Source organism: Dictyobacter kobayashii (assembly GCF_003967555.1).
GTDB lineage: Bacteria > Chloroflexota > Ktedonobacteria > Ktedonobacterales > Ktedonobacteraceae > Dictyobacter > Dictyobacter kobayashii.
In genome coordinates this window covers 1192986-1205416 of sequence record NZ_BIFS01000001.1, presented here as the reverse complement: position 1 = coordinate 1205416, position 12431 = coordinate 1192986, and the positions used below count along the sequence as shown (strand labels likewise).

General features: G+C 50.3%; 8 protein-coding genes. 3 read left to right on the top strand and 5 right to left on the bottom strand.

All coding sequences use genetic code 11. The features are described from left to right. Positions 1–47: 47 nt before the first annotated feature. Complete coding sequence (gene fusA / locus EL645_RS05400; protein WP_126549074.1) at positions 48–2108, bottom strand: elongation factor G; 2061 nt, start codon at positions 2106–2108, stop codon at positions 48–50. Positions 2109–2757: 649 nt separating this feature from the next. Here fusA and EL645_RS40705 point away from each other — a divergent pair. From EL645_RS40705 to EL645_RS05390, 3 genes are all read left to right on the top strand, one after another. Continuing rightward, a complete protein-coding gene (locus tag EL645_RS40705; RefSeq protein WP_218031744.1) occupies positions 2758–3003 on the top strand; it encodes a hypothetical protein in 246 nt (81 codons plus the stop codon). Beyond that, positions 2964–4052 (top strand): serine hydroxymethyltransferase, encoded by a 1089-nt coding sequence (glyA, locus tag EL645_RS05395; RefSeq protein WP_218032041.1) that lies wholly within the window; start codon positions 2964–2966, stop codon positions 4050–4052. Before EL645_RS40705 ends, glyA begins: the two co-directional genes overlap by 40 nt. Positions 4053–4315: 263 nt before the next feature. Further along, positions 4316–6112: a serine/threonine protein kinase gene (locus EL645_RS05390; RefSeq protein ID WP_126549073.1), complete on the top strand. Its 1797-nt coding sequence runs from the start codon at positions 4316–4318 to the stop codon at positions 6110–6112. A gap of 61 nt (positions 6113–6173) precedes the next feature. Here EL645_RS05390 and ligA read toward each other — a convergent pair whose 3' ends face one another. The 4 genes from ligA to EL645_RS05370 form a co-directional block, all read right to left on the bottom strand. Further along, positions 6174–8261: an NAD-dependent DNA ligase LigA gene (gene ligA, locus EL645_RS05385; protein ID WP_126549072.1), complete on the bottom strand. Its 2088-nt coding sequence runs from the start codon at positions 8259–8261 to the stop codon at positions 6174–6176. A gap of 55 nt (positions 8262–8316) precedes the next feature. Further along, positions 8317–8607 carry a putative quinol monooxygenase gene (locus tag EL645_RS05380; RefSeq protein WP_126549071.1) on the bottom strand — a complete coding sequence of 97 codons (291 nt, stop codon included), beginning with the start codon at positions 8605–8607 and terminating at the stop codon, positions 8317–8319. 226 nt (positions 8608–8833) lie between these two features. After that, complete coding sequence (locus EL645_RS05375) at positions 8834–9925, bottom strand: phospholipase D-like domain-containing protein (protein ID WP_126549070.1); 1092 nt, start codon at positions 9923–9925, stop codon at positions 8834–8836. Positions 9926–10153: 228 nt separating this feature from the next. Then, the gene (locus EL645_RS05370; RefSeq protein ID WP_126549069.1) at positions 10154–12412 is read right to left on the bottom strand and encodes a sodium-translocating pyrophosphatase; all 2259 of its coding nucleotides are present in this window, start codon (positions 12410–12412) and stop codon (positions 10154–10156) included. Positions 12413–12431: the final 19 nt, after the last annotated feature.

Below are 12431 nucleotides of genomic sequence, written 5' to 3'. Positions count from 1 at the left end.
GTACTTTCTCCAACTAAAGAAAGTACCGTTCTCGCTTCCGAGACTAATTATTTGTGGGCTGCCTCTTCTTGTTTCTTGTGCTGTGCGAGTATATCCTGCTGGACGTTTGCCGGCACCTCGGCATATTGGGCAAACTCCATGCTAAAGGAGCCGCGTCCCTGGGTAATAGAGCGCAGATCGGTGGCATAATGCAGCATCTCCGCCTGTGGAACGGCGGCCGTGATACGCTGCATCCCATTTTCAAGCGATTCCATGCCCATGACATGGCCACGTTTGGTGTTTATGTCGCTCATAACATCGCCCATATTTTGTTCCGGCACCTCAATGGTCACATTCATGATTGGTTCAAGGAGCACAGGATTAGCCTGAGGCACGGCCTCTTGCATCCCCAGTGAGGCCGCAACCTCAAAGGACTGTGCAGACGAGTCAACTGGATGGTATTTGCCATCTACCAGGGCCACCTTGACATAAACCATTGGATTTCCGGATAGAAAGCCACGCTTGAGCGATTCGCGAATGCCTTTTTCGACGCCAGGAATAAATTGACCGGGCACCACACCACCTACGATCTTATCCTCAAACACAAATGTGTGCTCACTATCGCGTGGCAAAGGCTCGATCTCCAGCCACACATCGCCAAATTGTCCATGTCCACCACTCTGACGCTTATGGCGGCCGTTAGCGCGGGCCTTTTTACGAATGGTCTCACGATACGAGATTCGTTGATCATGTGTCAGAAGGTCGACCGCGTATTTACGTTTCATGCTTTCGACCAGGATTTGAATATGGGTTTCGCCCATACCGGAAAGCAGTACTTCAGCGGTCTCGGGATCGCGTGAGACGCGGATGGTGCGATCTTCCTCAACGATGCGCCCCAGGGCATTACTCATTTTATCCAGATCAGCCTGGCTATGCGGCACAACCGCAACTGTATAGCAGGGCAGTGGTAGGTTAATGGGGTCCAGGGATTTTGTGGTCTCTTTACTACTGGTTAGCGTATCACCGGTATGGCTATTTGACAGCTTGGCGACCGCGCCAAAGTCTCCGGCAGGAACTTCTGTCGCAGGCTCTTGTGTCTTCCCATGTTGGATGACCAGCTGGCTCATACGCTCATCAGCTTTGGTCTGTGCATTGGTGAGGTGCATATCCGATTTGAGCGTCCCGCTAAAGACGCGGAAAGAAGAAATAGTACCTACCTGAGCATTGGCGGTTTTGAAGACAAAGGCGGAGACATTGTTACCAAAGGCGGCTGTGTCTTCAGCCACCACATCCAGGGGACTGGGAACATAATTCACTATGGTATCCAGTAACGTCTGGACACCAATATTTTTGCCAGCCGAGCCACATAAGACTGGAATAATCGTGCCGGTATGGGTGCCTTTCTTAATGACAGAATTGATTTCTTCAGTGCTGAGTGTGGCGCCATCCAAAAATTTCTCCATGATGGCGTCATCGCTCTCCACAGCAGCCTCGATTAATTGGTCGCGATACGCTGTGATTTGCGCATCTAGTTCAGCGGGAACTGGAATTTCTTGTACTTGATTGCCACCCTCAAATGTATAGCCTTTGCGTGTTACCAGATCAACCACGCCTCTAAAAGTTGCCTGCTCTCCAATGGGGATTTGTAGTGCAACAACCTTCATGCCAAATTGATCGCGCAGCGAAGCCAGGGCCTGTTCAAAATAGGTATTCTCGCGGTCGAGTTTATTGACCAGGACGATACGAGGAAGTTGGCGTTCATCGGCATAGTGCCAGGTAAGTTCGGTACCTACTTCGACCCCTTTTTCTGCAGTGACCACCATCAGGGCCGCGTCGGCAACGCGCAGGCCCGCCTTCACCTCACCAACGAAATCGGGGTAGCCGGGAGTGTCAATAAAATTGATCTTATGATCTTTCCACTCAACTGGCAAGACTTTAACCTGCAAGGACATGCGTCGTTTCATTTCTTCGGGATCATAGTCGACGACGGATGTCCCCTCATCTACTTTGCCCTGGCGAGTCACTGCACCACTATCAAATAATGCAGCATCAATGAGGGAGGTTTTGCCAGCTCCAACGTGAGAAATGAGCGCTACGTTGCGAATATGTTCCGCCTGATAAACCTTCATAAAACCCAATCCTCCTGAGTTTCTACGCAGCAATGGCCTGGATTAGACGAATGCGGAGGAGGTCTGCCATAGACCAGACCACCGGTGCGATGCGGCCACGCGAATGGCTGTTTGCGGTACAGAGAAAAAGTTGTGCACTTATCCCTTCTCATTTCGTAGGTGTAGACCTAGTATATCAAAATTATGCAACATGTTCAACTGCACATCAAATCACAGTATCGTGATATATCTGCCGTTATTTTCTGTGTTTTTACTTATTTGCTGTACAGTTTATTTTATGGGCATGTGCAACAGCCCTGACTTTGCCTCTGGGCAAGGTAGCCGACCTGTATTTCTACTGGCACAACGTCCTATGCTTTATATATCAAGGAATATTCGTATTTTGATAGATCTACTAATTTATCAAAACGAGAAATATATGCCTATGATCTTCTCCATCCATTGTATATATTTGTACCTTGTTTTTAATATCATCGGCAGGCTCTCTTTAACTATTTAATGGTCGAGTGAGTGGCGTTGACGATGGCTTTTAAGTAGTCTGTTAGAGGGCCTGTTATTGTCGTCTGTAATGGTATTTTTTCATGAAAATGGTGTGCTATACTGAAAACATATTTGTTCGATGTGGTTAGCAGAAGGGAGTTTTTATATCATGACAATTGACATACATGACATTGAGGCTATTATTCAACAACAGGATACATGGCGTCAGACGCTGGCAATCAATTTAATTGCCAGCGAAAATACTCCGAGCGAGGCGGTGCGGCGGGTACAGACCTCTGATTTTATGGGGCGCTATGCAGAGGTCATCCTAATGAGGGTGATCAGGTCAATCGCTATTATCAGGGCACGCGCTATATCGATCAAATTGAGCGCATGGCCGAGCAGGAATTGCTGACACTGTTTGGTGCCAGGCAAGCGGACGTGCGTCCGATCAGTGGTAACGCGGCAAATACCGCCCTGGCCCTGAGCATCCTGCGTGGTGGCGATACCGTCATTGCTAATTCGACCGACGCAGGTGGACATATCAGTCATGGCGCGGTGGGTGTGTTTGGACGTCGTATCCAGAGCCGTGGCCAATCGCTCAAAGTCGGTGGTGAGCATTCCATTCAGCTCCATTATCTACCGTTGACCGAAGATCGCTATCACGTAGATGCTCAGAAGACGATTGAGCTGATCGATCAGCTCAATCCACAACTGGTCATTCTAGGAAAGAGCCTGTTCTTATTTCCAGAACCGGTCTCAGAGATAGCAGCTTTCTGTAAAACAAAAGATATACCAGTCCTCTATGATGGAGCCCACGTGCTGGGATTAATTGCTGGCGGTCAGTTTCAGTCGCCATTACAAGAGGGTGCAACCTGGATGACCGGAAGTACTCATAAAACCTTTCCAGGTCCTCAGCGTGGTATTATTTTGTCAAACCTGAGTGATGCCGCCGCCATCAAAAAATACTGGCAGCCCGCCGACCGAGGCGTTTTCCCAGGTTCATCGAGCAACCACCATCTGCATACGCTTCCCGCCTTACTGGTCGCGACCCGTGAGATGCAGCGTTATGGACGTGAATATGCCGCCCAGATCGTGCGTAATGCACAGGCCCTGGGTCGTAGCCTGGATGAATTAGGCACACCGGTTGAAGCCCGTGAATTTGGTTATACCCAGAGCCATATGATCGCGGTCAATGTCGCTCAATGGGGTGGAGGAGTCGCCGTAGCCAAACGCCTTGAGGAGAGCGATATCATCCTGAATTATAATATGATCCCTGGTGATGCTGATCCACGTAATCCTTCGGGTCTGCGGATCGGAGTTCCCGAGATGACGCGCTTTGGCATGGATGAGCGGGCGATGGGTGAGCTAGCCCAATTGATTCACGAGAGTGTACGCGGCAAAAATGTCAAAGAACAGGTCAATGCGTTGCGTGCCCGCTACGTTGAAATGAAATACGTCTGATTCAGTAACTTACAGACAAGCGATAAGGCAGGCGAAATACCCGCGGTGCTTGAGTATGGAGTGAGCAGGCAACTAAGTCACCTGCTCACTCCATATACAGAGGCGAATTCGTTAACCCGCCGGGTTATTATATTCAGATACTTGATTGGCAGGCAAATAATAGCTAGATACTGCGTCTATGGAGGTAAGAGGGTAGCAGGTGAGGATACCAGTAGTTTGTATGTGTTAGCAGATAGAACAAGTCAAAGAAGTGGATATTTTTCATGGAAAGTAGTGATCACCTCATCGGTAAACAGCTCGGGACCTGTGTGCTGGAGCGTGTAATTGGCTCTGGTGGGATGGGGATGGTCTATCTTGCTCACCAGACACGTCCAGTACGTGATGTAGCAGTCAAAGTTTTAAGATCAGGAGCTGGCATATATTCTGAAGCCCACCAGGAATTTCTGGCGCGTTTTCGCCGTGAAGCCAATGTTATTGCTCAGCTTGATCATGTGAACATTCTGCCGATCTATGAGTATGCAGAGCAAGATGGATTAGCCTATCTCGTGATGCCGTATCTTAAGGGCGGCAGTCTACGTACGTTACTGGAGGAGAAGGGCCGTCTATCCCCTTTAGAGGCATTTAAGTATATCGAGCAGGCAGGCTCCGCCCTGCAATATGCCCATGAGCATAAAATTGTGCATCGCGATATTAAGCCAGGCAATATGCTCTTTCATGCGGATGGCCGCCTGGTGCTGGTTGATTTTGGTATTGCGCGCATTACGCGGGATAGTAGCGTTAGCGACCTTTCAGATCCCTCTTTGACGGCGGTTGGCCAATTCCTGGGTTCCGTTGAATATATGGCGCCTGAAATGGTACAGGGACGTAATGTTGATTATCGTGCTGATATCTACGAATTAGGGATCGTGCTTTTCCAGATGCTCACTGGCCGAGTCCCTTTTCAGGGTGGCTCTCCTCTCTTTATTGCCGCCATGCATATCAACGATCAGCCCCCATCCCTGTTACAATTGGACCCTACTATTTCGCCGGCTCTTAATGCCGTGGTCCAGAAAGCTATCGCTAAGGACCCGGCGGCTCGCTATCAATCCGCACGTGAGATGGTAGAGGCCTTGCGCCAGGTCCTTGGCATCTCTAATGCCCTGTCGCAGGGATTATATACAGAACTGTCGACTCCAACCTCGCGCCCCCTCTCTGGTGCAGGTAACTCTTATCCAAATAATTATCCTGTCTCGACCTCGCTACCCCCTGGTTCAAATTATGCTCCTGCTAATGTGCAACGGCCGGGTTACTCGCTCAATACCCCTTATAATAGCCTACCCAATGAGGCGGCATCTTATCAATCCAATAACCTTCAAGGTGGTGCTGTCTACACGCAGCCTGCTGGACCAGGGCAAACTCCCCATGGTAATCTCTCTTACCCCGTCGCCTCCAATGCATATGATCAATTCCAGAGAGGGCAGCACTATGAGCCGCAGGAAGTCGATACGGCTTTCCATCAGTACCTGGAGCCACGTAAGCCTTCGGCCTGGCCAGGCTGGTTGCTGGCGATCTTTATTGTCGTAGCACTATGTGTGGTTGGTGTTATCTTTGGTCCACGCGTTATTGCGAGCTTGTCCGGGCAGGCCTCTCAGCCAGTGGTGACCCAAACGCCAGCGCCTACGAATACTCCAGCGCCTTCACCCACCCCCCAGCCAACTGCTACCCCTACTGCGGCAACTGTGACCGCCGATAACGCCAGGAATTTGGTAACGAGCTATTTTGATGACATTAATCAAAGCAATTATCAGGATGCTTATAATCATTGGACAAAAGCCTATCAAGATGCTCACCCATATGACCAATTTTCTGCTGGTTTTACACAGACCCAACATGATGATGTCACCATTACTGATGTCTCTCCAATCGATAATGGCAATTATAAGGTGAGTGTTATCATGAATAGCACCGAGGTAGATAGTAGCGGTGCAACGGTGGTGAAGAAATTTCAGGGTGCCTATGTGGTAGGACTGGAGCAGGGCGCGCCTCACTTCTTGCCCGCATCTCGCTTGTTACCAGCCTGAATAATCATCAAAAGTAAAAGGAGGGATGCGGCCCGGACGGCCGCATCCCTCCTTTTTGTGCTTAAGCTTCAGCATGCTCGTTGAGTAGATTAACCAACCACTCCTCATCGTGAATGGCGACGCCAGATTTTTGTGCTTTTGCCAGTTTAGAACCTGGATCCTCGCCAACGATCAGGTGGGTGAGTGATTTACTGACGCCGGTCGCGATCTTGCCACCCAGACGTATGAGTGCCTCTTCCGCCGCTCCGCGCGTCATCGCCTGGAGGCGTCCGGTCAGCAAAAATGACTGGCCTACCAGGGGTCCAGTGATCTCAACTCGCTCTTCTTCCAGCGTGAGGCCTGCGGCACGCAGCCGTTCTATCAGGGCCAGGTTATCAGTATCTTGTAACCAGCTATAGACGCTCTGACCGATCTCAGGCCCAACGCCGGGCACTTTAATGATCTCTTCAGCACTGGCTTGCTTCAAGGCATCAATGTTGCCAAAAGCACTGGCCAGCAACTGGGCCGATTTCTCGCCGATATAGCGAATATTCAGACCGAAGAGGACGCGCCAGAAAGGTCGTTTTTTACTGGCCTCAATGGCGGTAAGCATATTGTCCGCGCTCTTCTTTTTCACGCCCTCAAGGGCTAGAAGTTGCTCCTCGGTCAGGTGATAGAAGTCCGAGAGGGTTTTAATGTAACCGGCATTGACAAGCTGCTCAGACATCTTCTCGCCGATTGATTCGATATCCATCGCGCCCTTGGAGACAAAGTGTATCACGCTTTGCAGAATGCGTTCTGGACATTCTTTATTGGGGCAGTAGGCCATAGCCTGATCTGGAATACGAATAATGGGTGTGTCACAGAAAGGACAGCGCTCAGGCAAATGATAGACCTCTTCCTGCCCGGTGCGCCGTTCTACAACTGGTTTGACGACCTGGGGAATGACCTCACCAGCGCGTTGGACCAATACCCAGTCGCCGATACGTAAGTCCTTGCGCTGGATATCGCCCTCATTATGTAGCGATGCCCGCGAGACCGTCACGCCGCGGATATTGATTGGTTCCAGCACTGCCCAGGGGTTGAGCGAGCCAGTGCGACCAACGTTCACGCGGATGTCCAGGAGTTTTGTTGCTACCTGGATGGGTGGATATTTAAAGGCGATCGCCCAGCGTGGGTCACGGGCAACGGTTCCCAGTTCTTCCTGGTGGGATAGATCATTGATCTTAATAACCACACCATCGATTTCATAGGGCAGATTAAAGCGCTCTTTCTCCCATTTATTGCAATACGCCATAACATCTTCTAGATTATGGACTAATTGCACATTTGGATTGACGGGGAAGCCCCATTCTTTAAGCAGCTCTAGCGTCTCCCAGTGGCTATTGATGCGCATCCCCTCAACGTAGCCAATCTGATAGCCAAAGAAGCTCAGGTTGCGCGTGGCGGTAATGCGTGGATCTTTCTGGCGTAGTGAACCGGCCGCAGCGTTGCGGGGATTCGCAAATAAACGCGTATCACTCATGTCTTCATTGAGCTGTTCAAAGCTCTTGATTGGCATATAAATCTCGCCACGCACCTCAACTTTAGGCGGCACGCGCTTGCCGCGCAATTTATGGGTGATAGTGCGGATAGTACGCACATTGGGCGTCCAATCCTCACCAATCAGGCCATCGCCACGCGAAGCGCCGGTTACCAGTCGTCCCTGCTCATAGGTCAGGGCCATCGCCAGGCCATCGATTTTTAGCTCACAGACATAACTAAAAGTCGCATTAGGCAAAATATTTTGTGCTCGCCTGTGCCAATCCAGGAGCTCCCGTTCACTACGTGCATTTGCCAGGCTGAGCATTGGTACAGGATGTAAATGTTGGGGAACATCCTGGACGGGACCTGCACCCACACGCTGCGTGGGGGAGTCAGGTGTCTGTAGCTCAGGATTTTCACGTTCGATTCGTTGGAGCTCAATCATCAATTGATCGTACTCGGCATCTGTCAACACTGGATTGTCATTGACGAAATATTGATAATTCGCCTCTTCAATCCGATGTCGCAGCTCCGCTACGTGGGCTTCTAGCTGTTCCTCCTCATCCTTCCCCTCCGCTGGTTCCAACGAATGCGCAGCATATTCTATCTGCTCGTTCTCTGCTCGCCCATCATGGACATCTGACATACTCTTTTCTCCTGCCAAAAGTTTTTGTATCGTGCCTTGTCTATACTAATTCTTTTTAGTAAGCTTGATAGTGGTAAACTTCTGGATTTTCTTCAAACAGGCCGCTAATAGGGGCGCGCCACTGTGCGAACAGGGGGCCATTGCGAAAATCGTTGACGTGGGCTTCAAGTGAAGACCAGACAACGCTAAGCATATAGCGTCCTGGTTTTTCAACGCAACGGGTCGCGTTGGCTGAAATGCATTCTGGATGTTGTCGAATAAACTCGATGCCCTGGATAATACCTTGACCTAGCTCTTCTTCTTTGCCGGAAAGTGCGGTAAAAACAGCGACTTCAGTAACCATCATAAAACTCCTTGCACTAAGAATGTTGGAGCAGATTTTTGCTCCAAACCGCTAAAATTTTGTGTGAAGTGTGTTATCAAGCTATTAGTAGCTGACATCCTGGTTGCTGGATGTATCCTATCATGATCTATAAGATCATGTCCATTATAATTATGGCTATAACAGGGCTCTCCGCTTCACTTCTTTTGCTACCCACGGCGCTCAAACATTGATATTTATGGTGTAGTGATCAGGCTGCTTGAGATGTGGACCAGTCGGTTTGAAATGTGCGGCCTAAAGCCATGAGGACTGCTGCGTCTGAGACAACAATGCCGAGCTCACGATTTTTATCAAGGGAAGCTGTAGAGATATTCTCCGAGCCAACAAAGGCCTTTTGCTGATCGATAATAATGATTTTCGCGTGCATATAGAGACGCTGATCCTGCTTTACCTGTACCCCAGCTTGCTTGATAATAGAGATGCCTTCACTATTGCTATCGCTGGAAGACGAAGCGGGTAGAATTACCTGAATATGAACACCGTGGCTGGCAGCTGTGGTCAAGGCCTGCTCTACCTGACTATCCTGCATTTCTTCAGCTTCAATGGCGAGAGATTTTTTTGCGCCGCGGATCAGCGCCAGGAAGGTCGCATGCGAGTTTAGTGGACTGACGACCAGGCGTGGATTATTTAGTTTAAACGGTTGGCGATTCCAGTCAGCCGTAAAGATATCCTGTACCGTCTTTACATCCTGGGCATTGGTATCGATGATGCCGTATTCACGATTGAGGGTATATTTGCTGTTACCCAGGGCCGCGTTGGTAAAATTGCTGGTCATAATAAAGGCCGTCTGCCCATCGATAATCATCCCTTTTTCATGGGTTAAAGCGAAATCCGGGCTGGTAGCCTGCGTTTTAATGCCGGCCGCCTGTAATTGATCCATGGTCTGTGTCGGCGAAACCGAGCCGCTCCCATAGGGATGCGTCTCTAATATAACGCGCACATCAAGCTGACGGTGGGCCGCATTTTCCAGGGCATTGATAACTTTTTTATCTGTCAACAGATACATTTCTAGCCAGACCGACTTCTGTGCGCCATTAATAGCCGTGGTGATGACCTGTTCTCCTGCATCAGGTTCAATATACAGCTTAACGCCCTGCGCTCCTGATTTAGCATTAGAGCTGCTTATAGCGGTCACATTCGAGTTTGTCTGGGTGGCAGTCCCACCGATACTTATGGTAACCGACTGTGATGTACAGCCTGCCAGTGTCAGACAAAGTAGCAGACATAAAAAGAGCCACCGGGGTTGATATGTCTTCTGCTGGAACAATGAATGATCCATCATTCCTCCTTTTTATATTTCGTATATTGCCTCAATGATTTATATGCCGGGGCGGATGTACAAAGCGGAAAATATAGTGATTTGTCTCGTAAAAAAGGAGAGGCCCTGACCTCTCTTTACATGAGTTAACGAATTGGGGGAATTTTTCGCTGCAAATCAGGCAAAATAAAGGCGTTCCTGGTGCTCTTTTCTGAGCATCAGGAACGTCTCATGAAGCGATTGAGGTTAGGATTAAGGGTGGAGCGCGATAAACAACGGTGCGAGTACCAGGGTAATAGTGCTTAAAAGCTTGATTAGCACGTGTAGCGAAGGACCGGCTGTATCCTTGAAAGGATCACCGACCGTATCGCCAACCACGCTGGCTTTATGGGCTTCACTATTCTTACCTAATACCGTGCCACTGGGATCATTGCGATCTACCATCTCGCCATCTGCATTCACACGCAAATAGCCAGCCTCGATATATTTTTTCGCATTATCCCAGGCGCCGCCGCCATTGTTAAGGACCAGTGCCAGCACGACACCGCCCATCGTCCCTACCATTAGTAAGCCCGCCTCTGCCTGAGGACCTAGAATAACGCCAATCAGAACAGGCGTGAAGACAGCCACAATACCTGGTAGAATCATGGCCTTTAGAGCACCACGCGTACTGATATCGACACAACGGGCATAGTCAGGATCGACCCGATCCTCTACCCGTTCCGCCATGATTTTAGGATTCTCGCGGAACTGTCGACGCACCTCCTCGATCATGCGTTTGGCCGCATCTCCTACAGCGCGAATAGCCAGGGAGCTGAAGAAGAAGATCAAGGTCAGGCCGATGAGGGCCGCAATGAAGACCTCAATATTGGCGAGGTCAACGCGGTACACCGACGGTGATTTCTTATAGGAGTAGAGTACATCCAGATATGCACTGAAGAGCAGGAAGGCTGCCAGGGCGGCCGAACCAATGCCATAACCTTTGGTCAGGGCTTTGGTCGTATTGCCCACGCCATCCAGTGCATCAGTGATATCGCGGACCGACTCTGCTTCACCACCCATCTCGGTAATGCCACCGGCATTATCGGTGATGGGGCCAAAGGTATCCATGGAAAGGATATAGGCACAACTCATCAGCATGCCCATCGTCGCCACAGCTGTTCCGAAAATACCGCCAACGTTGATGACGCCAGGGTTGATCGCGGTACTGATAGGAATAGTTACCTGGCTGCCGCAGAAGAATGAGAGTCCCAGCGCAGCCGCGATGGCCAGAACTGGTAATGCGGTACACTCAAAAGCGACCGCCATGCCAGTAATGATGGTTGTAGCTGGTCCGGTTAGTGTAGAACCGGCAATCTCACGTACTGGACGCCAGGTGCCAGCGGTGTAATACTGGGTAATATAAACAAAAGCAATACTCAGAAGGATACCAACGGTACCGGCCAGGCCAAACCAGACCCAGGCAGGCAGCGTGTTAGAGTGTACTGCTTGACCGCCGAGCATCAAGTAGCTGCCCAGGAAGACTCCAATCACCGAGATCGCACAGGTGATATAGTAGCCGATATTGAGCTGCTTCATCGCGATTTCGCCAGGATCGCGCCCGGCCGCTTTGTCTGGTTCAATTACTACAGCTGGTCTGATGTAGAGGAGACCAATCGCGGAAGCAATCAAGCCAAAGGCACGTACCACCAGGGGGAAGAGAATCCAGCCAGGATTCTTGGTGGCCAGGTAGAGTGCGACACCCAGGATCATCGCACCAATATTTTCGGCCGCCGTCGACTCGAAGAGATCGGCTCCACGACCGGCACAGTCACCAACGTTATCGCCCACCAGGTCGGCGATGACCGCTGGATTGCGCGGATCATCCTCCGGGATGCCCGCTTCGACTTTACCTACCAGATCGGCTCCTACATCGGCCGCTTTGGTATAAATTCCACCACCCAGCTGCGCGAAAAGCGCCACAAAGCTAGCCCCAAAACCAAAGCCAACGATCAGGGAAGGCACCTTATCGATGCTATTGCCGATACTGTAGAGCAAAAAGATGAAGGATACACCCAGTAGAGAGAGGGCCACTACCAGGAAACCCGAGACTGCACCTCCACGTAGCGAAACCATCAAGGCTTCGCCCAGGCTGCGGGTGGCGGCACTGGCCGTGCGGCTATTAGATTTTACCGCAACATACATGCCAATGTAACCAGCAACGCCTGAACAGAGTGCGCCGATTAGAAATGCTATCGCCGTGCGCCATGCAAGATCAAACTTCGTGGCAGCGTCTCCATTACTGAGGAGGTAGAGAACAGCTGCGACGACTACCGCGGCCACCAGTGAAAGAAGAGCGATGGTGCGATACTGACGGTTAAGAAACGCCATGGCCCCTTTAAAAATGGCGTTTGCTACCTTTTGCATGGCAGGGGTACCTGTATCTTTGCGCAATACATAACTGGCCAGATAGCCAGCGAAGACCACAGCAAGAACCCCTACTACGATTGGAACCCAGATATAGTTGCTCACGACAAAAATGTCCTCCTTA